Raw genomic sequence first — 26,996 nt, 5'->3', positions numbered from 1 at the left:
CGGGTCATCCCTTCGCCGCCAGCAGCGCCTGGAGCTCGCGCGCGAAGGTTGGATCCGCTTCGAGGAGCAGAGGCGTTTGGGAGCCCGAGACGCTGGCCGAGTCGGCTAGTTCGCGCAGCGTTTGCGGCGACAATCCGGTGCTGGCAGTGCTGATTGCATCGGCGTCATCGAGCCCGCGCATCTTGCAACTCTCCCACGTGATTCGTGCCGCGATGCACGCCAGGTTGGGCTTCGAATCGCCGTCGGCCAGCAGATCGCCGCCTAGTTCGAGCAACGCGGCCTGGGCCGCTTCGCGCGCCGGGTTCCACCGGCTGGCGAGACGTCCGAGCGCGCGCTGGCAGGCCAATCCCACTTCCTGGCGATAGCGTGCAGTATGACTGAGGGTGGTGGGCGCATTCGCGGGGAGCGGGCGGTGCGTGGCGCGGATTCGATCCGCCAGATCCTTCACGATAAACTCGACCGCCATAGTGCCCGGCAGGTCATCCACCGCTTTCAGCCAAGGGCCCGCGTCGTAGCGTCCGCCTTTCATGTTGGACCCGGGAATGTAGTCGTCCGTGGTGAGCAGCAGCAGCGCCCGGAGAGCGAGGAAGCTGGTTTCGGCGTCGTGGGGAGTGTCGTAGCCCAGAATATTCAAGTTGGGGGTGTGCGGATAGTTTTCCGCGCCGATGATCCGGAGGACCGCCTCACTGCTGGTCAGCTGCGGCTCAGTTTTCTTCGGATTCAGTGCGTCGTAGAGCCATTGTTGAAACCGTTCGGCGGCGATCTGATTGCTCGACGTCGATTCCCACGGCCGGCCGCGGAGGTTTCCCATGGCTTGATCGCGTTCGAGGACGGCGCGTTCGTAGAGCGGAACCAGCGGACTCGTTTTACCGGGCGGCTGGCGGCGGGGATCGTCGAGCCACGCGCCGAGTTTGGCCCAATCGCCGAGCTTTGGACCACGGATACGGGCGATGAGGAGGACCGTTTCGGGATCCGTGACGTCATTGCCCTGGGCAAGCGTGGCGTACACGGCGGCGCGAACCGCGGGATTCAGCCGGAGTTCATCGTCGCTGCCGGCCTGGTTGGCGAGTGACCGGTGGAACGGCGTGCCCGTGGCGTCCGGGCTCCGCTTCGACAACGCCCGCCGCGCCTCGCGAAAAAAATGCGCGTCAGCACTGATCACCAACGGGGCCAGGGATGAAGCGTTCGCCCCGAGTGCGACGATATACTCCAGATCTTCGCGGCGTAGCAGCGCATCAGCCAACGCGAAGGCGTCGGCGGTGTTCAGGCCGCGCATCTTGGCCCGTTCCCACGTCACATTCGCCAGAACGGCGTTCGGGTTGGGCTGCGCGTGGCCCTCGACGAGGACAGCGTCGTGCAATCTCAGAATGGCCGCCTGCGCCGGAACGCGGGCCGGGCTCCAGCGTTTTCCAAGTCGACCCAGCGCGCGCTGGGCGGCTTCGCCGGCGGCGAGAGTGAAGCGGGAGTCGATCGCCTTTCCGCCCGCCGAGCGCTCGCGGGCGGCCCGGCGAACGGTGGTCTCCAGCAGCGTGACCAGTTCCTCGGCGTCCACTGCCGTCGGCAGTTTGGCCACCGCGGCCAGCCACGGGTTCGGATCGTAGCTTCCGCCGCGTTGCACCGGCCGCCGCGGGTCGAACTCCGGCGTCGCCAGCAACAGCATGGCGCGCGAGGCGAAGCCACCGCGTGCGACGTCGTAGCCCAGCATCTTCAGATCCGGTTTGGTCAGGCAGTCGTCGGGACTGTCGGCGAGAAGCTTCGCGCGCGCCGCACCTTCGGCGGCCAGCATCGCTTTCAGCCACGCCTCGATTCGTCCGCAGAGGGCAAAGTCTGCGTTGGGGCCGCCTTTGTAGCCCTCCAGTTTTCCCGCGACCTGATTCCGTTCCTCGATTGCCGCTTCATAGAGGTCGTACCAGTCGGAGTCTGCTTTGGGGCGACGGCGGGGATCCTCGAGCCAGGGCGCGAGTTCGGCCCAGTCGCCGAAGCTGCGTCCGCGAATAAGGGCGATGTCTTTGACGAGTGAGGGCTCAGTGATGGCGGCGGTATGCGGGATCAGCGCGTGGGCCACGACCTCGCTCGACGGGCTCAGTTGGCCATCGGCGTCCGGGTGCAACGAGTCGATCGCCCGCCGCAGCAGCACGGGATCCTGCAGCTTTTCAGGGGTACGTTCGGCCAGGACAACGACACCGGCGAGGCCGGCGAGATCGAGCCAGGCCCGCCACGTGGCCAGCGACGCTTTCGCGCCCGGCTGCCAGATCGGATCGACCAGCCAACGTTGTACTCCGGTCGGATCGTCCCGACCCACCTCCAGGGCCTTTTTCAACAACGTGCTTGCGAGCAGCGCCTCCATTCGTCCCTCGACCGCCGCTGTCTGACTCACATAGGAACCGGCCGACAAGACGAACGCATCCCACGCCGCCGACTTCGCCAACGCCTCCACCGTTCCATCGCAGGCGAGCGTGCAATCCGCCTGGATGACCTCGCGCACCGCGGGTGGGGCGCCGTTGCGCGCGAACCAGTCATCGAGCGCGGCTTGCACGGCTTCTTTCGCACCCGCCGGCGCTGCGTCATGGCGCTTGGCTCGCCGCTCCGTGCGAATGGCCGCGAACCACGCGCCCGGGTAGCGCGACTTTTCGGCGAGCACCAGCATACCGGCGAGGTTCCACCAATCGCCTTGCGCCGTCACCGGGTACGCCGCCGCAGCGTCGGAGGGAGCGGGGCGTTTGAAATCAGTGTGCCAGACGCCCCATGTGGCTTGTGCGAGAAAATGCGCATTCAGGGACGCGGCCCGGGCGAGTTCAGGCGTTTTCTTCGCTGCGGCCAGCAGCATCCACGAGAGGGCCGGGCCGTCCAGGTCTTCCAGTTTTCCCGTGCTGGGAGGAATGTGCCACAGGCGGGCCGCGAGCAGGCCCGCGGCGAGGCGGCGTTGTCCGGGAGTGAAGTCGCTGTTTGGCATCGCCAGCGCGGCAGCGAGCCCGACGGTGATCTGCATCGGGATGCGCGGATCGCTGCCGGCGAGCGCGCGAAGCGCGCGGGTTTGTCGCAGCACAATGTCGCCGTGACCGCCCTTCACCAGCGCCGCGGCCATGGCCAAATCCATGATCGGCACCGCGCGCCGCACGGTGGGAAAGTCTGGATTCATGGCGCCGCGTTCGCGGCCGGACACTCCGCCGGCGAGGCCGTAGAGTTTGAGCCCGAGAGCCTCCCGCTCCGCCCAGCTGGATTCCACGCCGAGTGCACTGGCCGGGCGACCGTGGTAAAAGGCGTTGGTGATGATCGCTTCGGCCAGTGCACCCATCTCCATCGCCTCGTCGAGGGTCAGCGCTTTCGCGTCGCCCGCTTCCGCCCGTTGGATGAGCGCCGTGGCGCGAAGCCTGAGCGCGGCGGTGTTGAGTTCGTGTTGTTGCTTGTCCTTCGCGATCGCGTTCGCAAGGGCCGCTTCGCCCGCTCTGGCTTTGCGCGCCCGTTCCGCTTCCTCGTTGGCCCGCGCCTGGGCGCGTCCGGCGGGAGACAGCTCGAAGTCGAGCCGGCGGTTGTGCTCTGCGAGCCACGCTTCCTGCTTCTTGAAATGGGCGAGGTCCGCTTCGGTCATGAACGCGGCCGCGACGTCCGAAGATGTGATCGCATAGAGCGCATCGAACTTGCCGTTGTATCGGCCCGGTGGATTCGCCAGTTCCGCGCGATACCGGGCGGCCTCGGCCTCAGCCGCGTTGATCCGCGCCGTCTCGAGCGGGCCGCGTCGCTCTTCCGCCGCGTCCATGCCACCTGAAAGCAACAGGGCGCCGAGCAGCAACACTACCCGGGCAGTGCGATTCATCGGGTCACAGTTTCGGCCAGCCAATGGATTGAAAAGCCAAAACGAGTACTCGCCGAAGCGGCCTGGAATGGCGTGCAGCGGAACGGGAGCCCGCGCTCGCCGGCCTTCAGACTTCGGATGGAGGCGGGACGCCTGCACTCCCGCTCAAGCTCACGAGCTCAGCTGATCTCCGTCGGTCGGCCCACGGCGGTCTGATAGGCTTGATGCAGTTGAAACGTCTGCCACGCGCCGAGTTTCTGCCCGAGTTGCGCGCCGAGATAGAGCAGCACGGCGATTGCCGCCATCGCGCCCACGACCCACAGCGCCCACGGCTTGGTGGCGATCACCAGCTGCGCAAAGCCCAGGATGCCGGCGAAGGTCCCGAGCAAACCCGTGATCAAATAGCCGTAGAGAAACACGGACCAGATTTCGATCTCCGGCTCGTACCGGCCGTGGATGCACGTCGCTCCCTCTGCGGTGGAGTCGAGGACGAGGAGCAGACGGGGCGACCAGAAACGACGTTCGCCCGTGCCGATGTGCAGTCCGATGAAACCGGGAAAATCGCGGGCCTCGATCCCGGGTGAATGTTGCGCGAGATGGTCGAGGATGCGGGTCCGGGCTTCCGCGGGACTGAACTCCACGGTGTGATCGAAACGCGGGCGAACGCGAAAGCTGCTCATGACGGGGCCGGGGATGCTGGGGGCGGGTGGCGGAGAACCGCCGGGGTATGCCGCAGGGGATATGCCGGCGTCGGATTTCGTCAATCGCCAAGCCGCATCACTTCACTCGTGTCTTCAGCACGGCCTCGAATTCCGGTGCACCGCGGACTTTGTCCCACCACGGGTCGAGGGGAACCGCCTGGCGCGACATGAAGACCGTCGTATCCAGGGATCGGGCGAGCCACTCCGCCGAGCGGACCGGATCGCCCGCCGCGCCGTAGTAGCGCGCGAGCAGCGGCGCGCGACCACGGCGCGATTCCTCGCGCCAAATCGGCTCGATCGCCGCGATCAGGCGCGAGGCCTCGTCCCGCTGATCCAGCCACGCGAGCGTGGCGGCCAGCTCCACCTTGGAAATCTCGTTGGCGGCATCGTCTTTCAGGCGTTGCCGCAGCACGGCCTCCGCCGCCTGCCACTCGCGCCGGGCGAGGTTTTCCTTCCCCGCGAGCCGGTGCGCGAGCGCCAGCGACCATGCCTTCGGCCGCAGCGACATGGCGCTGTCCTCGAAGTAGTTTCGTGCCGTCAGCGCCGCCGCCGCCTCGACACGGTCGGGCCGGCGTTCCAGCAAGCCCGCCCACATCGTGAGGCACACCGCGCGATCCTCGGAGCGCTCGGCGAGCGGCAGTTTTTCGTGCTGATCGAGCACCGCCCGCATCCCGGCGAGATCGCCGCGCCAACCGCCGATGAGCGTCGCCTTCAGGAGCAGCGCCGAGGCAAACGGCTGGAGCGCGATCGCGGCGTCGAGTTGCTCAAGCCCGGCGGCCAGGTCGCCCGGGATGGCGCCACCGGCTCCGTAGTCCGTGTAGCTCATCGCCAGCTCGTAGCGCACCAATGGATCGCGCGGCACGCGCTGCGCGAGTTCACGCAGCACCGTTCGGGCCTCGTCTTCGCGCCGGGCGATCATGAGAGTGAAGCCCAGTGCCCGGGCCAGCCGGACATGCTGCGGATGCGCCGCGATCGCGCGCCGCAGATGCGCGACGGCCTGATCGAAAGCACCCTGCGCCCGCAGCACATGGCTGAGGGCGAGCAGCGCTTCAGGTTCGTTGGCATCGAGGGCGAGGGCCTTGTTCGCGAGCGACTGGGTGTCCTGCCGGCGTTTCTCGCTGGCGTCCCAGTTGCGGAGAATCCACGCCGACTGCACGCCCGCGCGCACGCCCCAGGCGGTGGCGCTGTCGGGTTCCTTCTCGGTTGCACGTCGCGCAAAATCCTCCGCCGGTCCGAGATCGTCGCGGGTGAAACTCGTCTTGGTGAACAATGCCAGCGCGCGGGCCGAGAGCTGAGTGGCCTCACTGGACGCCGCGGCGGGCGCGCCGATTTTCTTTTCCGCCGTCGCCGGCTCCGCCAGGAGCGCCGAGATTTCCCCATCCGTCCGGAAGGGCTCCATGCGGGGGTCCAGCTTCATGGCCATCCGCAGCGCGGCGCGGCTGCTGAGGCCGTAGTCCGCGGTGGGCACGCGCCGGCTGGGTGTTCCCGCCTCGGCTCCGACCGCTTCGCGCAGCAGCTTGAGCGCGGTCTCGCGATCGCCGAGCAGCAGGCAGCGCGGGATCGGACTGAACACCCAGATGTCAAATGGGTCGTAACGGTAAGGGCGGGACACGGACTCCATCACCACGCGGTTGGCCGCTCGGGCGTCGTCGATCCGGCCCAAGCCGAGCAACGCACAGGTCTCGATGTTGCGCAGCGCGATGTTGGCGGGAGCGCTGACCTGCCGCTCCCGGGTTTCCGTCAGCGCGGCCTCATAGTGCAGCCGGGCCGACTCGCGTTTCCCGGACGCCTCGAGCAATGCCGCCATCAGCAGGCTCTTGGGTCCGATGTAGTAAAAATCCTCGATCCAGGAATTGGTGAGACTCTGCAACGCGTCGATCCCGCTTTCGCGGTCGGTCCCGGCCATGGCGCAAATCCAACGGCTGATCACCACCCGCTCGAGCGATCGCATCCGGGGCGGAATGCGATCGAGCAGGGCCTTCATCTCGGCCGCATCACCGCGCACGTTGAGCGCGATCCGGGCTTTCCAGCCGATGGCGTTGGCGATGGGTTCGATCGCGAGCGTGCGATCGATGGCGCGTTCGCACTCCTCAATCCGGCCCAGATCGCGGTAGTGGCGGGCGAGTTCGTAGTGGGAGAGCGCGTCGCGCGGAAAGCGTTCAGCGGTTCTCTCCGCGGACGCGATCGCCTCTGCCGCCGGCACGTGCGGATCGAAGAACAGCGCGTTGTCGCGGTGACGATAATAGTAGGGCTCGTCGGGCCGCAGCGCGATCGCCTTGTTCAGCAGCTCGCGGGCGAGCTCGGTGTTGCTGCCGCGCTGAAAGTGAAACACGCCCAGTGCGGCGAGCGCCTCGGGCTCGTTCGGCGCGAGCTGCACCGCGCGCTCGGCGTAACGCCGCGCGGCGGCGCGGCGCTCGTCACTGCGATCGAATCCGCGGATCAGATACGAGACCTGCACGCGCGCCATCACGGTCACGGCCCCGGGATCCGTGGAGTTCTTCTCGAGCGCCTTCTTCACGAGCTCCTCCGCCAGCGCGAAATCCTCGGAATTGGCCTCGTTGCCGTTCACGAGCGTCATCGCGCGCGTGAGCTCGGGATCGTGCAGCCACACGGCGGCGCCCGGTGACGTCCCGACCGGTTTCGTTTTGACCGGCTGCTCCCGTCCGGACTGCGGTCGAAACGCGTAGACCGCGCCGGCGATCACCAACGCGATCGGTACGACGATCCGCAACCACGGGTAGCCGGCCTTGGAGTGGGATGCGCCACGCCCGCTGCCGCGCGGCTTGTCATGCGCGGCATCTGCGCCCGCCACCGTCGAGCCGCCTTCGAGCAAACGCTGCACCCGCGCGCAGAATTTCTCCGCCGCCTCGTCAGGCGCCTCCCCGCCGAAGCCCGCAGGGCGAAGGCGGGTCCACTGCACGGCGCGAAACTCCTCGGGCACGAGCGCATCGGCGTCCCGGGTCGCGTCGATCACGACGGGGAGAAGAAACGGCGTGCCGTCGGCCATGGCCTGCGTGCGCTGGGCCGCGAGCTTCCACTCGATGCGGAAATAGCCTTCGCGCCGCGCCTGGGTCGCCGCCGAGATCACGGGCACGAACAGCGCGCACGCCTTGATCTGGCCGCGGATTTTCTGATCCCACGCGTCGCCGCCGACGAGCTCATCCTTGTCGAACCACACCTCGACGCCGCTCACCCGCAGCGCTTCCGCGATGCACAGCACCGCCGCCGCGTCCTGCGACGCGTAGGAGAGGAAGACGGCCTGGCTGGAATCACTCATCGCTGCAGCTGGAAGGACGCAGAGAAATCACAGAGGTGCCGCGAGTGCACGCCGTATCGCGCTGCACACCGGGTGCAACCAGCCGCGAGCGGGGCCTCCCTGCAGGCCGCCGCCGCGGACCCGGCCGCAAACCTACTTTTTCGCCGCGAGGAAGTGCACGAGCGCGGCAAAATCATCGAGCGACAGCGCGTTGGCGAGACCCTCGGGCATCATCGACATCGGCAGGTGCTTTTCCTCCTTCACCGTCGACGTCGCAATCGTGGTGACGGCTCCCGCCATATCCCGCAGGACGATCTTGTCCGACGTCGTCTCGGTCGCGAAACCGGTGCGCGTGGTGCCGTCCTTCAGCGTGAGGCTCACCGTCTGGAAGCCCTGTGAAATCGTGTCACTCGGCCGCAGGATCGCCGTGGCGATCTGCGACGGGTTCATAATCGCGCCGATCTGCCCCATGTAGGGGCCGAGGGCGGCACCACCGGGTTGCAACGCGTGACACGCCACGCACCCCTGCTGGGTGAAGAGCGCGGCGCCGCGTTCGGGATTCGGTTTCAATTTCTCCACGGCAATCAGGACGTCCTCGAGCGGCGTCGTGGCCACCGCCCCGCTCTTGGCGGCGATGGTCGCGAGATCGATGGCAGGCTTCTTGTCTGCGACGGGAGCAGCGGCTTCGCGGGTGCCGAGCGACGCCAGGCCGAGCCGGTGGGAGTCGTTGAGCCGGGCGAGGAAGTCGCGTTGATCGGACGTCGTTGCGCGGACCGCTTCCGACTCGAGCGCGACGGCGATGCGCGGCGACGCGCTCCACGTGACGGGCTTGTAATAGGGCCCGCGCGTATCGGGGCGCGTGCTCCACCACCACGAGCCGTCATACGGCGCCTCCTGTTGATAGAGGCGCGCGAGCGTCGTCAGCAGCTTGGTCCGCAGCGCGGGCGCGGGCGAGGCGGAGAGTTTCGCGAGCAGGCCGGCGACCGTGCGTTCGTCGTGGAGTTGCGCGAGCGCCCAGAGCGCCAGGTCTTCGCTCGGCGTGCCGACGGCGGCGAGGCACGCGTCGATCGCGCGCAGGCGCACCAGGGCGTGCGCGGCGAGATGCGGGACAACGATGGCGGAGTTGGGCGTGGCATGACGCGGGGAAAACGTCTGCGGCCGATTCTCGCCCGTGCGGCCCGTCGAGGCGAAGAACTCGAGTGAGGCCTCCTGGCCGCGGGCGGCATTGCGCGCCCGGGCGGAAAACGAAACGGCTCCCGCGGGCACGGTGTACGTGACCAGCGGCGGGCCATCGATGACGACGGACGGGCCGCTCGGCGCGCTGGGTCCGCCTTTCTTGTTTTTCTTCGCGGCCGCTTCGGGGGCGGGTTCGCTGGCGGCCGTGAGCGCGGCCCGGCCGGTGGTGGGCGCGAGACCGGCGAGGTTCACCTTGGTGCCGTTCGCGAGCGTGAACACCGCGTCGGCGAGCGCGACCTGGACCGGCGCGCCGGCTTCGTCGGTCGAGGAAAGATGAAACCGCAACTCGTCTCCCTGGCGCACGGGCAGCGTGAGCGTGCTCGTGCGCGCACCCTTGAGCGTGTCCTTCTGCGTGAACGCGCTGTCGTTGCTGTCATCGGGCTTCTTGAACGCCACGCCCAGCAGCGCCGTCGCGGCCTGAGGCTGGCCGAGACGGCCCAGGGCAACGGCGGCCGCAGCCCGCTGGCGCGGCGTGCCGGACTGCAGGGCCTGCACGAACGGCGCGAGCGGCAGCGTGGTTTGCTTCACGCGCGGCAGCCGGTCGGCGGCGGCGCGCAACGCGAACTCGCGCAGGGCTTCGTCGCTGGCGAAGGCCAGCATCGCCTGCGGATCCGAATCAAGTTGCGCGAGCGTGAAGAGGGCGGCGACGCGGGCCGCGAGCAGCAGCGCCGGATCGCGCACGAGGGCCACGAGGGCGGGCCGGACGGCGGCGGCGTCAGCGGCGGGGCGGGCGACCAATTCACGTTGCGCGTAGAAACGCGTCGTCGCACTCGCCGACGCGATCAGCGCGACGAGCTCGGCCGGTTTCAACGTGGAGAGTTCCGGCAGCGCGCGGTGCGTCCAGCCCTTCGGCGTGATGCGGGCGACGTAGCCTTTGCCCGGATCGCCCTTGAAGCCGGCGCCGTCCCACGCGCCGACAAACATCTGGCCGGAGGGATCGACGTCGAGATCGGTCACCTGGGAAATCTGCGCGAACTCCTCGACCTCCTGCGTGAACGTCGGGCCATCGGGCGTGAGCCGGTGCAGGAAGATCGCCTTGCGGCCCCAGTCGGCCATGAGCGGCTGGTTGTTGTAGCGCGCAGGCCAGGTGGGCTCGGAAAGGAAGAGCGAACCGACGCCCGAACCGCCGCCGACGTCCTCGAGCGCGGGCAGGATCTCGGTGGCAAAATTCTTGAAGAGCCGCGGGTATCCAAATTCCGCGGACTGCACGTGGTGGAGGAAGCGCACGTTCCAGCCGCCGCCGTCATTCGTGTTCCCGCGGGTGAAGCCGTTGAGGAAGGGATCGAGCGCGACGTCGTAGATGTTGCGCGTGCCGGTGGTGTAGAGCTCGAGTTCGGTGCCGTCGGGCCGCACGCGCGCGATGCCGCCGCCGAGGAGCGTGAGCTTGGTGCCGTCCGTGCCCGTGGCGTCGTTGAAACCGAAATCGCCGACGGCGATGTAAATCCAGCCGTCGATGCCCATGCGAATGCCGTTGGTGGAGTGGTCGGTGCCGCGGTCGTTGATGGCTTTCGCGACGCAGATGCCGCGCACCAGCACGCGGGCCGGGCCGTCGGCGACGCCATCGCGGTCGGCGTCATCGAGCACCGAGAGATTCATGCCGGTGGCGAGACCGTCGGGCCCGAAGTGCGTGTGCAGCACGAATACCTGCGTGCCAACGGCGAGGACGCCGCGGGCGTTGTCGATCGCGGCGAAGACGGTGTGCTTGTCGGCGACGCCGTCGTGATCGACGTCGATGAGTTTCACGATGCGGCCCTTGCCCGGGCCCTTGCCGAGCGAGCCGTTGAGGTCGACGCCGGCGTACACTTCACCTTGGGCGGACACGCAGAGGCACGCGACGCAGGGCGTCACGTCGGGGCCGGAAAAACGGGTGAGGACGAGATCCGCCGGAACGCTGTCGGCGGCGCGAAGCGCGGCGAGCGATGCGGCCAGACCGAGGACCAGCGGGCGGAAAACAGCGATGAAGCGGGAACGTGACATGGGCGGTGGGTGGAAGGGTGGCGGACCGTACGACGAAGACGCAGGGCGCGCGGGCAGGGTACGAAAAATGATCCGACTCACGGTGCAACGTCGCATGACCGATGCGACAGTTATCTTGTGGCAGCCGCTGGCACGTGGGACCGCGACCGCCCCCGGTCGCATCGGGTCAGAAGCGACCGAGGGCGGTCGCGGTCCCAGGCGCGTCCCATTCCTCCCCGCTCTCTTTCAACCTTGTCGCGTGCGGCGCCCGATGACATTCCGCCCTGTAAGCGGGGCTCGCGCGAGGAATGAAACGAACCCGCTTCACCCCTCTCCCCATGACGTTCGTCCGCCTGTGTACGGCCGCTGCCGCGGCAATGGTTTTCTCCTGTGCACTACCTGCCGCCGAGTCCGCGAGCGGCGTCGGTGCCATCACGGGCCGCGTGTACAATCCCGCCACGGGCGAGTACGTGGCCAGTGCCGAGGTGCGCATTGCGGGCACGAGCCTCAGCACGGTCACCGAACAGGACGGTGTGTTCCGTTTCACCCAGGTCCCGGCCGGTCCGCACGTCGTCACGGTGACCTACACCGGCGCGAAGGCTGCGCCCGCCACGATCGAGGTGCGCGCGGGCGAGACGCTCACGCGCGACTTCGAACTGACCAGCGCCGGCGGCGAGGTGCAGCGGCTGGGGGCGTTCGTGATCCGCTCCGAACGCGAGGGCAACGCCAAGGCCATCATGGAGCAGCGGCGCTCGATGAATCTCACCAACACGATTTCGTCGGACTTCTTCGGCGATGTCGCGGAGGGCAGTGTCGGCGAGTTTCTCAAGAACGTACCGGGCGTCGACGTCGACTACGTCGGGCCGGACGCGCGCGGCCCGCGGTTGCGCGGCCTGGATCCGCAGTATGTGGGCGTGAGCGTTGACGGCATGAAGCTCGCGAGCGCCGACGGTTCGCAGGGCACGGGTGGCGGGGCGCGCTCCTTCAGTTTTGATCAGGTGTCGGTCAACAGCGTCGATCGCATCGAGGTCAACTACACCTCGAGCGCCGACATGGATGCCGATGCGCCGGCCGGCACGATCAACCTGAAGACGAAGCGCGCCTTCGAGCGCAAGGGCCGGCGGCTCTCCTGGCAGGCGCACTTCATGGCCAACGGCGACAACTTCACCGCGGACCGCGAGTACGGTCCGAGTGATTTCAAGACGCGCAAGTTTCGTCCCGGCGCCATTCTCGAGTACTCCGACGTGCTGATCGCCAACCGGCTCGGCGTGGTGCTCAACATCAGCGAGTCCAGCCAGTACGTCGTGCAGAGCCGCGTCGACCACACCTACAACGCCGTGCCGACCGCCACCGATCCCCGGCCGCGCGTGCTGACGGGCGTCACGTTCACGAGCAACCCGCGTCTGACCGAGCGCTTCACGCCGTCGCTGACGCTCGACTTCAAGGCCACGCCGCTGCTCGTGCTTTCGCTCAGCGCGATGTACAATCACTTCGATGCCTTCATCGACAGCCGCGTGCTCACGTTCACCACCTCGGGCCGCGCCGTCATCAGCGGCGATGGCCTGAACAACTTCGCCGTCGCCAATGGCGGCGGCACGCTGGGTCTCAGCACCAACCACGAACACAAATTTGCGCAGACCCGCACCGTCACGCCGAAGTTCGAATTTCGCCGCGGGCCGTGGCTGGTCGAGGGTGGATTGCACTACACGATTTCGACGAACCAATACGTGGCGTTGTCGCGCGTCGGTCCGCAAACCGCCCCCGTCGCCGCGCTCACGGGCCTGGGCCTGCAGCTGCGCCGGTCGTCGCTGCGGGACGTCGACTGGCAGGTCACGCAGACCGGCGGACGCGATTTCGCCGACCCGGCGAATTTCACGAATCCACGCATTGGAGACGACATGCGTTTCGCCGAGGACGAGATTTACCAGGCTCAGGTCGGCGCGCGGTACACGACGGGTTGGAGCGTGCCCACGTGGTTCAAGTTCGGCGGCAAGGTGACCGAGGACTATCACCGGTTCCGCAACCCGAACGCGTACCTGACCTGGCGATACGACGGCCTCGGCGGCGGCACCAACGGCAGTTTCGCGAATCTCGCGTTTCCCCAGAACCGCTGGGAGCTGGCCAACGGCGTCGACGTGCGTTCGTCGTCGGGCGGCGTGCCCGTGTTTCCCAACCGCACCGAAATCAGCCGGCTGTTCCGCGAGCGGCCGGAGTACTTCACGAACCTGGCGACCGCGGCGAACTACTTCACCGCCTTCATCGACAACCCCAGCTACATCAAGGAAACGCTGCGCGCGGGCTACGGCATGGCGAACACGCGGCTCAACCGGCTGCAGCTGCAGGCGGGGTTGCGTTGGGAGGAAACCGGCTTCGCGAGTCGTGAATTCGACGCCCGTTCCGCCGCCGACGTCCGCGCGGCCGGCTTCGCCGTCACGGCGGCGAATGGCCGCGCCACGACGATTCCCGGGCTCACATACCAGTACATGAGCCGGCCGAAGATCACGCGCGAGAGCAGCTACGATCACCTTTTTCCCACGGCCAGCGCGAAGTACGCGTTCGCCGAAAACCTGCAGGCGCACTTCGGCTACAGTTCCACGATCTCGCGTCCCGCCATCGGCAATCTCGGCGGTGTCTGGGTGTTCAACGAGACCGCGCAGACCGTAAACGTGCCCAATCCCACGCTGCGCCCCGAACGTTCGAAAAACTTCTCCGGCCGCATGGCGTATTACTTCGAACCGGTCGGTAGCGCGGCGATCACGGCGTTCCAAAACGATATCACCGACAGCGTGATCACCGATGAATTCGACGCGGCGTACTTCGGCTACGGCGACGATCCCACGTATGCGTCGTATCGTTTCGTTTCGGTCGGCAACCGGCCTGGCACGACGCGCGTGCGCGGGTTCACGCTCGAATACAACCAGGCGCTTTCGTTTCTGCCCGGCGCGCTCAAGGGCCTCAACGTGTCGGCGAGCTACACGCGGACGTACGCCTCGGCGCTCAAGGCCGCGATGGTGCCGCACATGGCCGGCGGCACGCTCAGTTACCGCTTCCGGCGTCTGGCGTTCGGCGCGAGCGGCAAGTGGACCGACGCCACGCCGATGACGTCCACCGGCGTGATCACGTACCGCAAGGCCCGGACGATGATCGACCTCAACGGCAGCTACCAGCTCTCGAACCGACTCGGCGCGTTCTTCCAGGTGCGAAACCTCTACAACATTCCCGAGTACCGCTATCAGGTCGATCCCTCGTACATCCTGTCCCACGTGCTCGTCGGCACGTTCTACACATTTGGGATCAAGGGGGTATTCTGAGGGGGGCGGGGAGTTGAAAGGTGAAGGTTGAAAGTTGAAAGATCCGAGAAACCAGGCTCCGGCTTTCAACTTTCAACCTTCACCTTTCAACTCCCTTGCTGACGTCAGCCGCCACGTTTTCCGTTTATGAAATTCCTCCCGCTCCTCCTGCTCGCCCTCACGTCGTTGCTGCGCGCGGCGACGCCGAATGTCGTGATCATCCTCGCCGACGATCTCGGCTACGGCGACATGCAGGCGTACAACCGGGAGCGCGGAAAAATCCCGACGCCGCACATGGATCGGCTCGCGTCAGAGGGCATGCGGTTCACCGACGGGCACTCGAGTTCCGGCTGCTGCTCGCCGTCGCGGTACACGCTGCTGACCGGCCGCTATCACTGGCGCACGCGCCTCCAGTCGGGCATCGTCGGTCTCTGGGAGAAGCCGTTGATCGCACCCGACCGCCTGACCATCGGGAAACTCGCGCAGCAGCACGGCTATCGCACTGCCTGCATCGGCAAGTGGCATCTCGGCAACGACTGGCCGATCACGGCCGCGCAGCAGGCGGATTTCAAGGGCTTCGGCGGCAAGGCGGGGGGCGGCGGCGAGGTCTCGACGGTCGTGACCGACGCCCAGCGCGCGACCTGGCGGGCGGTCTTTTCGCAACGGATCGCGGGCGGACCCACGGAGCGCGGCTTCGACGAGTACTTCGGCACCGACGTGCCCAACTGGCCGCCGTATTGCTTTATTGAACACGACCGCACCGTGGGCATTCCGAGCGAGCTGCTGCCGGCGGACAAACTCGTGAAGAACCAGGCGAGCCTGCAGGGCCCGGCACTGCCCGGCTGGAAGTTGGAGGCCATCCTGCCGGCGCTCGCGGATCGCGCCGTCCGCTTCATCGGTGAACAGGCTGCGGCGAAAAAACCGTTCCTGCTCTACCTGCCGCTCACCTCGCCGCACACGCCGCTGGCCGTGAACGAGGCCTGGCGCGGCCGGAGCGGATTGAAGAGCGACTATGCGGATCTCGTGATGGAGACGGATGCAGCCGTCGGCCGCGTGCTCGCCGCGTTGAAAACCGCCGGTGTGGCCGACGACACGCTCGTGCTGTTCACCAGCGACAATGGCTGTGCGTCGTATATCGGCGTGCCGCCGCTGGAGGCCCAGGGGCATTTTCCCAGCGGACCGCTGCGCGATTACAAGGCCTCGGTCTATGAAGGCGGCCACCGCGTGCCTTTCGTCGTGCGCTGGCCGGGAGTGGTGAAAGCGGGCTCGGTCAGCCGGCAACTGGTGTCGCAGGCGGACATCATGGCGACACTCGCGGAGCTTTTCGGCGCGCGGCTGCCGGACAACGCCGGCGAGGACAGCTTCAGTTTTCTGCCGCTGCTCAAGGGCGTCGACCGCCCCATCCGTGCCCACGCCGTGAATACCGCTTGCGCCGGCACGCCGAGCCTGCGCGAAGGTCCGTGGAAACTTGTGCTGGCGCCCGACCGCGACCGCGCGACGGCCGTGCAGTTGTACCAGCTCGATGACGATCTGGCTGAGACAAACAACGTCGCCGCCGCGCAACCTGAGCGGGTCAGGGCGATGCAGGCCCGTTTGGAGACGATCATCAACGAGGGACGCAGCACGCCGGGTCCGAAGCAGAAGAACGACGTGAGCGTGGTCCGTTATCCCCGCGCCGCGAACGCCAGGGCCAAGGCGGCCAAATAGTACGGCCGTATCGCCGAGTTGGATTCGGCGTGGTGAAGTGGATCGAGACTGCCCCGGGACCGCGACCGCCCCCGGTCGCTTCCGAAAGGCTGCGACCGAGGGCGGTCGCGGTCCCAGGCCATCCCAATACGTCGCCGGCGGCTGAACTTCGCGCCGATTTCATCTTCGCTTCATCGGGACTTCATTCCTGACGGGCATCGTCGGTGGCCATGGAACCTCCTCCCGTCATTCCCTCCCGGGCCCGCTACCAGCGGCGCAACGCGGTCACGCTCAAACTCCTCTTCATCGCCGGACTGATCCTGCTGCTGCAGGTGCCGCTGTTCCTCGTAAACGGACTGCGGGGCGAGCGCAGCCGGAATCGCACGGAGGCGCTGGTGCGGCTCAGTGCGCAGCCACGACCCGGGACGGAGGCGCCCACCCTCGCGCGCGTGGCCACCGTGATCGACAGCTACCGGATGGTGGAGCGGGCGCTGAAACACGGCGTGCTCGTGATGGCGATGGTGTTCGCCGCGTTCTTCCTCTTCGAGGTGGTCGGCGGCCTGCGGCTGCATGCGGTGCACTACGGTTTGGTGGGCGCGGCGCTGTGTTTGTTCTATCTGGCGCTGCTGGCCCTCGGCGAAGTCTTCGAGCCGGGCCCCGCCTACGTGTCGGCGGCCGCCGCCTCATCGAGCCTCGTGGTGTTGTACAGCGCGGCCATTCTGCGCTGCTGGCTCCGCGCCGCGGCGATCGCCGGGCTTCTCGCAGCGGTGCACAGCGTGCTGTTTGTGGTCCTGCGCATGGAGGACTTCGCGCTGCTCGCCGGCACGGGTGCGCTGTTTGCGGCGCTGGCCGCGGTGATGTACTTCACGCGCCACATCGACTGGCAGGCGCAGGACGCGGGCACGCCGCCGGCGTCGGAGGGCGCGCAATGAAACCGAAACATCTCCCCCGGCTGTGGTGTGCGTTGCAAGGCCTGTTGCCGTTCGAAGCGTGCGTGGTCGCGCAACGGGGCGAGCTTGCGTGGCCACCTGAGCCGGAGACGCTGCCGCCCGTGCGCCGCGCGGTGCACGACGGCGTGGGGCGTCCGTCGCGCCGACGTGATCGGCTCGTGCGGTGAGCAGCCGCAATTGGGATTGCCGTGGACGGACCGGCCCGGGACGTTGGGGGCGATGGCCCTGTTCGAAATCAAGCTGGAGATTCCCGCCGCGAGTGCGGTTGCCGCCGATGAAACGCTGCTGGAGCAGGGCGTGGAAAATTGGAGCGTGCTCGAGGACGTGATTGTCCGGCGCGCGTGGGTGCAGGGCATCTGCGCGGATGAGGCCGGCGCGCTCGCCGAATGGAAAACGCTGGCGCCGCAGCTTGCGCGCGCGGGCGTGATGCCGGTCGGCGATCCGGTGGTGCGTTCGCTCGGCGACGGCGACTGGCGTGACAGCTACAAGATTCATTTTCACGCGTGGCGCTTCGGCCGGCTCCACTGGGTGCCGGTGTGGGAGCGCGAGACCTTCGTGCTGCCGCCGGGCGATGCCGTGCTGTGGCTCGATCCCGGCCTCGCCTTCGGCACCGGCAATCACGAGACCACGCGCTTGTGCGTGGAGCGACTGGTGACGCTCGCCGAGGAACACGGCACGCAGGGACGCGTGATCGACGCCGGCTGCGGATCAGGCATCCTGGCCTTGTCCGCCGCGCTGCTCGGGTTTCGCGACATCAGCGGTTTCGACAACGATGCCGAGGCCGTGCGCATCAGCGAGGAGAACGCCGCGCTCAACGGCCTTGCGGGCCGGGTGCGTTTCCATACGGCCGATGTGGTGAGCGGGCTCGCGGGGCGCGACGCCAGTGCGGACATTCTCATGGCGAACATCCAAGCCGACGTGCTGATGCGTTTCGCCCGCGAACTGGTCGCCGCCGTGGCGCCGGGTGGCACGCTGGTGCTCAGTGGCATCCTCGCGCACGAAAATGGCCAGGTGCGGGAGGCGTTTGAGAAAGTGGCGCGCGCCTGGTCGGTCAACGCGCGCGTGATGGGCGAGTGGAGCGATGTCGTGCTGACGCGCCCGCGGTAGACGGCGGACGCCTGCGCTCCCGGGTCAGGGAAACAGCGTTCGCGCGGCGCTGCGCTCGACGGCGAGTCTGCGTAGAAACTCGAAGCGCGTGATCTCGTGGGCGCCGAGCAACGCGAAATGCGGTGTCAGTTGTTGAATGTCGATCCACGTTGAACCGCGCGCGCGCAGGTGCTCGATCAGATGCAGCACGCAGAGTTTCGAAGCGTCGTCGATGCGGTGAAACATGCTCTCACCGGTGAACACGCCCGCGGCGGTGACGCCGTAGAGTCCGCCGACGAGGGTATCGTCGGCCCAGGCTTCGACGCTGTGCGCGTGACCGCGGCGATGCAGCGCGGAGTAGGCTGCGACGAGCGCCGGCGTGATCCACGTGCCGCGCTGGCCGGGCCGATGGGCGGCGGCGCACGCGGCGATGACGGCGTCGAATGCCCCATCGAGCGTGAACCGCAGCGCGGGGAGCCGGCGTTGGGCTTTGCGGAGGTTGCGCGGCACGTGCAGCGCGTCGAAGTCAAGGATCGCCCGGCGAGGCGGACAAACCCAGGGAATCGGACTGCCGGGTTTGGAGTCGGGCCACGGAAAGATGCCGTGGCGGTACGCCGACACCAGCCGTTCGGGCGTCAGGACGTGGTCCAGGGCAACGAGCCCGAGCTCGTCGGCAGGATGGGGCGAAGGCCAGTCAAAGTCGGGCATGCGAACGCGCGGACGATTCGTAGTGTGCGTTCGCTACAGGGATCGGTGCGAGGGTCAATTTGGCGGCCCGCTCCCAACTGCCCGCCGGGCCACGGGGGTTCGCCGGCCACGGCACCACGGATGCATTTTTTCTCCATGACCGGATAATGCCTTGCGTGCGCGATGGCCGTCGGGATTGGCTCGCGGTTTACCGCCATGATTCCACCGGACGACGCGACTTTGCTGCAGGCGGTGGCACAGCGCGATGAAACTGCGTTTGCGGAGCTGTACGATCGCCTCTCGCGTCCGGTGTTCTCGATGATCGTGCGGATGTTGCGATCGCGGGCCGAGGCGGAGGAAGTGTTGCAGGAGGCGTTCTGGCAGATTTGGGAACGCGCGCCGGACTATCGCGAGGAACTCGGGACCGCGTTCTGCTGGATCGTGACGATTGCGCGCCGCAAGGCGATTGATCGGCTGCGGTCGAATCAACGCCACCTGGCGCGCATCGCCGAGGCGCTGGAGTGGCGCACCGACGATGACTTCGCGCCGGCGGTCGCGCTGGAGTCGGTCGCCGCGGACGAGGAAGGGGCGGCGGTCCGCGCGGCGTTGCTGAGGCTGCATGTCGAGGAACGCCGGGCCATCGCGCTCGCCTTTTTCGACGGGCTCACCCACCAGGAAATTGCGACGGCGATGCGGGCCCCGGTCGGCACGGTCAAGGCACGCATTCGTCGCGGCCTCTTGAAACTCAAACCCGCGCTGGCGCGCGCGCGCCGCGCCGAAAACGGATGAACCGTCCATCCCCAGTGAACGTCTTGCTTCCCTCGTCCGGGTTCGACGGCCTGGGCTTGCGCGGGCGGCGTCTACACAAACTCTCAAGGTTACTTCCATGAGCGCGAAACCAGCGAAACGACGCACCCCGCGCCCGGCATCGGAGCCGTTGACGGCGGGAGCTCCGCTCAACGAGACGACCGCCCGGCTGGCGGTGGCGGCGGCACCGGTCGAGCCGCCTTCACCCCGCGTGAAGGCGGAGCTGCTGGCGCGCATTCGCGCGAGTGCGCCTGCCCCGGTGCAGCCGGGCTGGCGGTACGAGTCGGCGCGTGAGGAGAGCGGCTGGCACGGCGGCGTGTTTCCCGGCGTTCGTTTCAAGACACTCTCGGTCGACGAGGCCCGTGACGTGGTGTCGGTGATGATCGAGATCGCTCCGGGCGCGCGTTTTCCCGATCACCTGCATGATGCGGGCCCGGACGAGGGCGTGGTGATTTCCGGCGATGTGGTGAATGGCGGGCGCCTGATGCACGCGGGCGATTACTACTACGCCGCCGAGGGTACCGCGCACGTGAATACAGTCAGTCCGCATGGCTGCACTGCGCTCGTGACGCTGACCGCGCGGGCCTGGAAGAAATGGCGGGAGGCCATGGCCTCCCGATGACGCTGCGCTTTTTCGTGCGAGTGTGGCTCGCAGTCAGTGGCGCGCTGATCGCGCGGGCGCACGATCCAGGAATCAGCACGGCCCAGGGCGATTTGCGGGCGGATGTACTTTCGCTCGTCACCGGTTTTGCGCCCGCGGATGTGGAGCAGTTGCTCCCGCCGAACGTGCCGCGCGCCGAACGCTGGGGCCAGGCGGAGTTCGACGCGGTGCAGGAACACCTGCGGAAAATTGCGCCGCAGCTCTGGGAAGTGCGGGCAGGCGATGCAGTGCTCACGCCGCGCGAGGCGAGTGTGGATTTGCTGCCCGGGGACAACGTCAGCTTCCGTCTCGTGTTTCCGCGACCGCCGGGGAGTGGTCTGATCCTGCGGGCTCCGCGGTTGCCGGATCTGCCGGCGGGCCACCGGCAGTTCGTCATTATCTCGGATGAGCAGGGCCTCGTGGTGGCCAAGAAACTATTGAGCGCGCGCGACGGTGTGATCGAGGTGCCGCCAGCCGTCGCGTTGTCCCTCGCGTCCAGCGCGGGCAGTCCGCCGCCGCCCGCGCCGGAAGCGGACGCGACGACCTTCTGGGCCTTCATCCGGCTGGGCGTGGAGCACATCTGGACCGGCTACGATCATCTGCTGTTTCTCTTCGCGCTGCTCGTCGTGTGCCGGAGTTTTCGTTCGATCGTCGGCATCGTGTCCTGCTTCACGCTGGCGCACTCGCTCACGCTCGCGCTGGCGACGCTCAACGTCGTCAACCTGCCGTCGCGCTGGGTGGAGGCGGCGATCGCCGCTTCGATCGTGTACGTCGGCGCGGAAAATCTCCTGCGCCGCGGCGCCGAGCCCCGCGGCCGCTGGGCGCTGACGTTCGTCTTCGGCCTCGTGCATGGATTTGGTTTCGCGAGCGTGTTGCGCGACCTCGGCGTGGGTGCCGGCGCGCAGGGGATCGCGATGCCGCTGTTCACGTTCAATCTCGGCGTCGAAATCGGCCAGATTGCCATCGCCGCGGTCGTGCTGCCGATCGTGTGGCAGCTGCGCAAGTCCGAGACCTTTCTCCGGCGCGGCGTGCCGGCCCTGTCCGCGCTCGTGACGCTCGCCGGGCTCTTCTGGCTGCTGCAGCGCACCGTATTCGCCTGACGGATATCAGGGCACGGCCCAAGGGGAGCGGGGAGTTGTTTCCCGATTGGCCCGTCGGGAAATTCCCGCACGTCCAGGGGTACGATGCGAATGGACGTCGGGATGCAGAAATTTTCCAAACGGCAACTTTAGCGAAAGTGACGCATCCCGGGCGTCCGCTGATGCGAAGCACGGGTGATGTTTACCCTTACCCTTCGCTGCCTGATCGTGCTGGGCGCGTGCAGCTACGCCACGGCTGCAACGGATCTGAACCGGGAAATTGTCCTCGCTCCCCATGTCGGCTCTGCGCCCGAGGACGCCGCGATCACGCGCTGGCAGGAGCGCGCGCAGCGGGCCGATGCGACAGCCGAGGTCTACGAACGGCTCGCGTGGGCGTATATCGCCAAGGCGCGGGCGACGCTCGACGCCGGCTTCTACAAGCTGGCGGAAAAAACCGCTGACGTCATCGACGCGCAGTTCGGCGCGCGCACCGAGTCGCAGTTGCTGCGCGGCCACGTGCTGCACCAGCTCCATCAGTTTCGCGCGGCTGAAAGTGCGGCCCGCGCGCTCGTGGCGGCGAGGGGATCGCCGGCGGATTTCGCGCTGTTGAGCGACGTGCTGATCGAACAGGGCCGGCTCGACGAAGGCGTATCCGCTCTGCAACGACTGGTCGACGCCAAGCCGGGCGTCGAGGCCTTCAGCCGCATCGCGCACGTGCGCTGGCTCAAAGGTGATGCCGCCGGCGCGATCGCGGCGATGTCCTCGGCGCTGCAGGCCAGCAGCGAGCGTGACGCCGACACCCGCGCGTGGCTGCTCACCCGCCTTTCGGGTTACGAGCTCCAGCGCGGCGATGCGTCGCTGGCGCTGCGCCTCGCCGACGCAGCCTTGGAGTGCGCTGCCGCGTATCCGCCGGCGCTGCTCGGGCGGGGCAGGGCGTTGGTCGCTCTTGATCGGACTGGGGACGCGATCGCGTCGCTCGAGGCGGCCGAGCAGCTTCAACCCTTGCCGGAATATCAGTGGTGGCTGGCAGACGGTCTCAGGTCCGTCGGTCGTGCGGACGAGGCGTCCCGCGTCGAAGCGCGGCTGCGGCGGCGTGGCGCCGAGACGGATCCGCGCACGCTCGCACTTTTTCTCGCGACGCGTGGCGAGGAACCCGAGCGGGCGTTGCGGTTGGCGCGGCAGGAACTGACGGAGCGTGCGGATGTTTTCTCGCACGATGCCCTGGCTTGGACCCTGGCGGCGGCGGGCGATCTCGCGGCGGCGTCCGTGGCGATGGACCGTGCGCTCGCGGTGGGCACGCAGGACGCGCGCCTCTTCCTGCACGCCGGCGAGCTGGCCCGACGGCGTGGCGACGTCGCCGCGGCGGGCGTGGCGTATGCGAAGGCCCGCGGGGCCGCAGGCACCTTGACGCCCTCTGAAGCCGCCCTGCTCGCACGGCGACTGGCGCCGGATAGCGAGCTCGCGGCGCGTTGAATTTCCCCCTGACAGAGAATCCATACCAACATGATGAATACATCCCTCCGATTCCGAACGGCGACCCTTGCGGGCGCTGTCGCCTTTGCCGCCCTCCTGACCTCGCGGCCGGGCCGCGCCTCGAGCCACATGGACGCGCCGCTCGTGACGCTCGATCCCGCTGCGAACACGACTGACGTCTACGCGTTTCTCAACACGCGCAACAACCAGAAGTACCTCACGGTCGCGCTTGGCGTGTATCCGCATGAGGAGCCGGGCGTCGGCCCGAACAAGTACAACTTCGACGACAACGTCCTCTACCAGATCTTCCTCTCGCGCGGTGCCGATCTCGCGACCGGCGCGGACTCGGTGGCGTATCAGTTTGAATTTTCGACCGCCTACAAGACGCGCGACTCACTGCTGCAGTCGTATGTCGGCGTGGTGGCGGCGAACGGCGACGCGAACCAGAATCTCACGCAGACCTACACGGTGCGCAAAGTGATCGGCGGAACGACCACCACGCTCGGCACCGGCATCGTGCCGCCGAACAACCAGGGCGTGGCGACGCCGAAGTACAACCGCGGCGACAGCGGCGACAACCTCGCCAAGGACGGAGTCGCGACCGAGGCGCAGCTCGACGACTACACGCGCACCGCGATCGCGACGCTGAGCAACGGCTACCGCTCGTGGGCGGGCCAGCGCGAAGACGGTTTCTATGGCGACATCAACGCCATCTTCGACCTGCTTGCGTTGAAGTCGGGCAACAACCGCTTCGACAGCCAGGGCGGGTTCAACATGCACCTCATCACGCTCGAGATCCCGGTCGGTGACATCGGCGGCGACCAGCAGGTCGTGGGCGTCTACGCGACCACGAGCCGGCGCGCCACCACGGTGCTGACCGACGGCGCGAACTCCAACGGCACCGCTGCATCCGGTCCGTGGGTACAGGTCGGGCGCCAGGGCAATCCGCTGTTCTGCGAGGCGTTCATCGCGATCAAGGACAAGGATCTCTACAACCGCACGAAGCCGACGAGTGACAGTGCGCTTTTCCGCAAATACGCGGAATCGCCCGAGCTCGGCGCGTTGATCAATGCGCTGGTCCTGAAGGGCAATGTCGCCCCGACCACGAATCGCGCGGATCTGGCGGCGATTTTTATCCCCGATGTGATCAAGGTGGATCTGTCCACGGTGGCGGCGCGGCGGGCGGGTGGCGGTGCCAGCAGCGGCGTGCTCGCGGATGATGCCGGGTTTTCGCGGCTCAGCATTTTCGGCGGTGACGTGATTGAAAGTCCGCTGGCCGGTCATCCGTTCCGACTGCCGGGCAGCGCGCTCGGCGCGGACGCGACGAAGTTCTACGTGCCCGGCGGCTGGCCGAATGGCCGGCGATTCGGCGACGACGTCATCGACATTGGCGTCACGGCGGTGATCAGCGATCTGCGCCAGATTCCGCTCACGATCCGTTCGGCGGACGGCATCGACAATGTCAGTGGCAACGACGGGGTGTACAACAAGGTGTTCCCGTATGCGGCGACGCCGCACAACGGCCGCAACTATGACCACAACCCGCGGCAACTGGCGTCGCCGCTGGTGAACTTCGCCACGCGCGGCAACATCGGCACCGGCGAGAACATCCTGATCGGCGGATTCGTGATTCGTGGCACGACGCCGATTCGCGTCCTCGTGCGCGGCACCGGGCCGTCGCTCTCGAGCTTCGGCGTGGCCAACGCCGTGAGCGACACGATCGTCCAGATCTGGCAGGGCGGATCGATGCTCGCGGAAAACGACGACTGGAAGACCACGCAGCAGGCCGCGATTACGGCGACGGGCAACGCGCCGCTCAACGATCGTGAAGGCGCGATTCTCATGACGCTCCCTCCGGGTGCGTACACCACGACGATTCGCGGCAAGAATGGCGCGACGGGCGTTGGCCTGGTGGAAGCGTATCTCGTCGACTGACGAAGAAGCGATTCGGCAGTTGGCCCGGATCCACCGCGATGGCGCCGCGGATCTGTAGAACAAAAGAGCCCGCGTGATGCGGGCTCTTTTGTTTTCACTACGGTACGTTGTAGCCGCGAGCGCCAGCGAGTGGAGATCGGTCCACTCGCTGGCGCTCGCGGCTACACGACCGGCGTTACGAGAACAGATCCGTCGCGGTCCGGCTCAGGAAGTCTTCCATGTAGGCCGTGGTCGCCTTGCCCTCAATGAACACCGGGTCGGCCATGATGGCGCGGTGCAACGGGATCGTGGTCTTGATGCCGCGGATGAGATATTCGCTCAGCGCGCGGTAAGCCCGTTCGAGTGCGACCTTCCGGGTCGAGCCGAAGCAGATGAGCTTGCCGATCATGGAATCGTAATACGGCGGAATGGTGTAGCCGCTGTAGGCGTGGGAATCGACGCGCACGCCGTGACCGCCCGGAGCGTAGTACAGACCGATCGTGCCGGGCGACGGCGCGAAATTGCGGGCCGGGTCCTCGGCGTTGATGCGGCACTCGATCGCGTGCTTCTCGAACTTGATGTCGCCCTGGTCGAACTCGAGTTTCTCGCCGTTGGCCACGCGGATCTGCTGCTTGATCAGGTCGATGCCGGTCACTTCTTCGGTGACGGGATGTTCGACCTGAATGCGGGTGTTCATCTCGATGAAGAAGTAGTTTCCCTTCGCATCGACGAGGAACTCGATCGTGCCGGCGTTTTCATACTCGGCGGCCTCGGCGGCCTTGATGGCGGCCTTGCCCATCTTTTTCCGCAGGTCGGATGTCAGGAACGGCGAGGGTGATTCCTCGATCAATTTCTGGTGCCGGCGCTGGACGGAGCAGTCGCGTTCGCCGAGATGCAGGGTCTTGCCGTGCGAATCGGCCAGGATCTGGAATTCGATGTGCCGCGGCTTCTCGATATACTTCTCGATATAGACCGCACCGTTGCCGAAGGCCTTTTCCGCTTCGCCGCGGGCGACGTGGTATTCCTTGGCGAACGAGACGTCGTTGTGCGCGATGCGCATGCCGCGGCCACCGCCGCCGGCGACGGCCTTGATGATGACAGGATAACCGATCTTGCGCGCGATCTTGACGGCATCGCCCTCGGATTCGACCGGACCGTCGGAGCCCGGGACGATCGGGACGCCAGCTTTGCGCACCGTGTCCTTGGCGATGGACTTGTCGCCCATCATTTTGATGGATTTCGACTTTGGCCCGATGAACTTGATGTTACACGACTCGCACTGCTCGGCGAATTTCGCGTTTTCGGAAAGGAAACCGTAGCCCGGGTGGATGGCGTCGACGTCGGCGATTTCCGCCGCGCTGATGATCCGGTCGGCCCTCAGGTAGCTGTCGGCGCTCTTGGGGCCGCCGATGCAGATGGCTTCGTCGGCGAGTTGCACGTGCAACGACTGCACGTCGGCCTCGGAATAGACGGCCAGGGTCTTGATGCCCAGCTCGCGGCAGGCGCGCACGATGCGGAGGGCGATTTCACCGCGGTTGGCGATGAGGACTTTTTGAATCATGGGCGGTACGGTCGGAAAAGGTGAAAGGTGAAAGTTGAAAGTTGAAGGTTAGGAGAAGCATCCGCCGGCCGGCTGCCGTTCGGTTTCCCAACTTTCAACTTTCAACTTTCACCTTTCAACCATGGGCATCAGCCCTGCTTGAGCTTGAAGAGGCGCTGGCCGTATTCGACGGGCTGGCCGTTTTCGACCAGGGCTTCCACCACCGTGCCCTTGGCCTCGGCCTGAATCTCGTTCATGATCTTCATGGCCTCGATAATGCACACGACGGAATTCTCGACGACCTTCAGCCCGACGTCCGCGAACGGTTTGCTCTCGGGCGAAGCGGCCCGGTAAAACGTACCGACCATGGGCGACTTGATGTACGTAATCCCCGCTTCCTCGGCCGCGGGAGGCGGTGCAATGCTGCTGCCGGGAGATGCCTGAGCGCCTGTGGGCGGCATGGGTGGATTGGTGTCACCGGTCGCAAACGGAGCGGCCGAACCCCGGCCGGTCGACACGATCGGCACGCCATTCATGCCCCGCCGAATCTTCAGTTTGAAACCCTCTTCCTCAACCGCGAACTCCGTGAGCTCGGAACGCTTCATGAGCTCGATGATTTGCTTGATCTGTTTGAGGTCCAAAGGATGCCTTGGTTGTAAGTTGAGCCGCTGGATGGGTTAGTTGAAATTCGAGGTCGGTCGTTCAAAAGTAATGCGCAGGCTCAAGCAACCTCTGATTTCGGCGCACGAAACGATTTCGAGGGAAATGACGTGAAACGGCCAAAAAACCCCTGAAAAGCCGAGGAAATCCACCTGAAAGCCGTTGAATGTTGGGGAATCTTAACGACTCCCTTCCGCTCATTCCGCAAAAAATAGTTTTCCGAGACACCCCGGATCGGGGTG

Annotated in this window: 17 protein-coding genes; 10 read left to right on the top strand and 7 right to left on the bottom strand. The window is 66.8% G+C overall.

Translation table 11 applies throughout. The features are described from left to right. Window positions 1–4: 4 nt before the first annotated feature. From ACLJEU_RS23870 to ACLJEU_RS23855, 4 genes are all read right to left on the bottom strand, one after another. A complete protein-coding gene (locus ACLJEU_RS23870; RefSeq protein WP_414664009.1) occupies window positions 5–3,814 on the bottom strand; it encodes a hypothetical protein in 3,810 nt (1,269 codons plus the stop codon). Window positions 3,815–3,972: 158 nt separating this feature from the next. Beyond that, window positions 3,973–4,473 carry a hypothetical protein gene (locus ACLJEU_RS23865; RefSeq protein WP_414664010.1) on the bottom strand — a complete coding sequence of 167 codons (501 nt, stop codon included), beginning with the start codon at window positions 4,471–4,473 and terminating at the stop codon, window positions 3,973–3,975. 97 nt (window positions 4,474–4,570) lie between these two features. Continuing rightward, window positions 4,571–7,771 carry a TIR domain-containing protein gene (locus tag ACLJEU_RS23860; RefSeq protein ID WP_414664011.1) on the bottom strand — a complete coding sequence of 1,067 codons (3,201 nt, stop codon included), beginning with the start codon at window positions 7,769–7,771 and terminating at the stop codon, window positions 4,571–4,573. Between the two features lie 132 nt (window positions 7,772–7,903). Next, window positions 7,904–10,963 carry a DUF7133 domain-containing protein gene (locus ACLJEU_RS23855; RefSeq protein ID WP_414664012.1) on the bottom strand — a complete coding sequence of 1,020 codons (3,060 nt, stop codon included), beginning with the start codon at window positions 10,961–10,963 and terminating at the stop codon, window positions 7,904–7,906. A 317-nt stretch (window positions 10,964–11,280) separates the two neighbouring features. On the opposite strand from ACLJEU_RS23855, the gene ACLJEU_RS23850 reads away from it, so the two are divergent. From ACLJEU_RS23850 to ACLJEU_RS23830, 5 genes are all read left to right on the top strand, one after another. Further along, window positions 11,281–14,253 (top strand): TonB-dependent receptor, encoded by a 2,973-nt coding sequence (locus ACLJEU_RS23850; protein ID WP_414664013.1) that lies wholly within the window; start codon window positions 11,281–11,283, stop codon window positions 14,251–14,253. Between the two features lie 126 nt (window positions 14,254–14,379). Beyond that, window positions 14,380–15,939, top strand: coding sequence for a sulfatase family protein (locus tag ACLJEU_RS23845; RefSeq protein WP_414664014.1), 1,560 nt, complete (start codon window positions 14,380–14,382; stop codon window positions 15,937–15,939). A gap of 209 nt (window positions 15,940–16,148) precedes the next feature. Further along, the gene (locus tag ACLJEU_RS23840; protein ID WP_414664015.1) at window positions 16,149–16,850 is read left to right on the top strand and encodes an inner membrane CreD family protein; all 702 of its coding nucleotides are present in this window, start codon (window positions 16,149–16,151) and stop codon (window positions 16,848–16,850) included. After that, on the top strand, window positions 16,847–17,035 hold the full coding sequence (locus ACLJEU_RS23835) for a hypothetical protein (RefSeq protein ID WP_414664016.1): 189 nt from the start codon (window positions 16,847–16,849) through the stop codon (window positions 17,033–17,035). Before ACLJEU_RS23840 ends, ACLJEU_RS23835 begins: the two co-directional genes overlap by 4 nt. 52 nt (window positions 17,036–17,087) lie before the next feature. After that, window positions 17,088–17,975 carry a 50S ribosomal protein L11 methyltransferase gene (locus tag ACLJEU_RS23830; protein WP_414664017.1) on the top strand — a complete coding sequence of 296 codons (888 nt, stop codon included), beginning with the start codon at window positions 17,088–17,090 and terminating at the stop codon, window positions 17,973–17,975. 24 nt (window positions 17,976–17,999) lie between these two features. On the opposite strand, the gene aat is transcribed toward ACLJEU_RS23830, so the two are convergent. Continuing rightward, the gene (gene aat, locus ACLJEU_RS23825) at window positions 18,000–18,662 is read right to left on the bottom strand and encodes a leucyl/phenylalanyl-tRNA--protein transferase (protein ID WP_414664019.1); all 663 of its coding nucleotides are present in this window, start codon (window positions 18,660–18,662) and stop codon (window positions 18,000–18,002) included. Window positions 18,663–18,857: 195 nt separating this feature from the next. Here aat and ACLJEU_RS23820 point away from each other — a divergent pair, with 195 nt between their 5' ends. From ACLJEU_RS23820 to ACLJEU_RS23800, 5 genes are all read left to right on the top strand, one after another. Next, on the top strand, window positions 18,858–19,430 hold the full coding sequence (locus ACLJEU_RS23820; protein WP_414664020.1) for a sigma-70 family RNA polymerase sigma factor: 573 nt from the start codon (window positions 18,858–18,860) through the stop codon (window positions 19,428–19,430). A 97-nt stretch (window positions 19,431–19,527) separates the two neighbouring features. Beyond that, window positions 19,528–20,070, top strand: coding sequence for a cupin domain-containing protein (locus tag ACLJEU_RS23815; RefSeq protein WP_414664021.1), 543 nt, complete (start codon window positions 19,528–19,530; stop codon window positions 20,068–20,070). After that, window positions 20,067–21,188: a HupE/UreJ family protein gene (locus ACLJEU_RS23810; RefSeq protein ID WP_414664022.1), complete on the top strand. Its 1,122-nt coding sequence runs from the start codon at window positions 20,067–20,069 to the stop codon at window positions 21,186–21,188. Before ACLJEU_RS23815 ends, ACLJEU_RS23810 begins: the two co-directional genes overlap by 4 nt. Before the next feature lie 177 nt (window positions 21,189–21,365). Next, window positions 21,366–22,640: a tetratricopeptide repeat protein gene (locus ACLJEU_RS23805; protein ID WP_414664024.1), complete on the top strand. Its 1,275-nt coding sequence runs from the start codon at window positions 21,366–21,368 to the stop codon at window positions 22,638–22,640. Window positions 22,641–22,670: 30 nt separating this feature from the next. Continuing rightward, window positions 22,671–24,575 (top strand): DUF4331 domain-containing protein, encoded by a 1,905-nt coding sequence (locus tag ACLJEU_RS23800; protein ID WP_457795299.1) that lies wholly within the window; start codon window positions 22,671–22,673, stop codon window positions 24,573–24,575. A 175-nt stretch (window positions 24,576–24,750) separates the two neighbouring features. Here the strand turns inward: ACLJEU_RS23800 and accC are convergent, their stop codons facing one another. Both accC and accB read right to left on the bottom strand, forming a co-directional pair. Then, entirely contained in the window at window positions 24,751–26,115 is a 1,365-nt protein-coding gene (gene accC / locus ACLJEU_RS23795) for an acetyl-CoA carboxylase biotin carboxylase subunit (RefSeq protein ID WP_414664026.1), read from the bottom strand. 128 nt (window positions 26,116–26,243) lie between these two features. After that, window positions 26,244–26,699: an acetyl-CoA carboxylase biotin carboxyl carrier protein gene (accB, locus tag ACLJEU_RS23790; protein WP_414664027.1), complete on the bottom strand. Its 456-nt coding sequence runs from the start codon at window positions 26,697–26,699 to the stop codon at window positions 26,244–26,246. Window positions 26,700–26,996: the final 297 nt, after the last annotated feature.

This window comes from Terrisphaera buseokensis, from assembly GCF_047521145.2.
Classification (GTDB): Bacteria; Verrucomicrobiota; Verrucomicrobiia; order Opitutales; family Opitutaceae; genus ER46.
The sequence above is the reverse complement of the archived record's forward strand: the minus strand, read 5'-3'. Positions and strand labels throughout refer to the sequence as shown.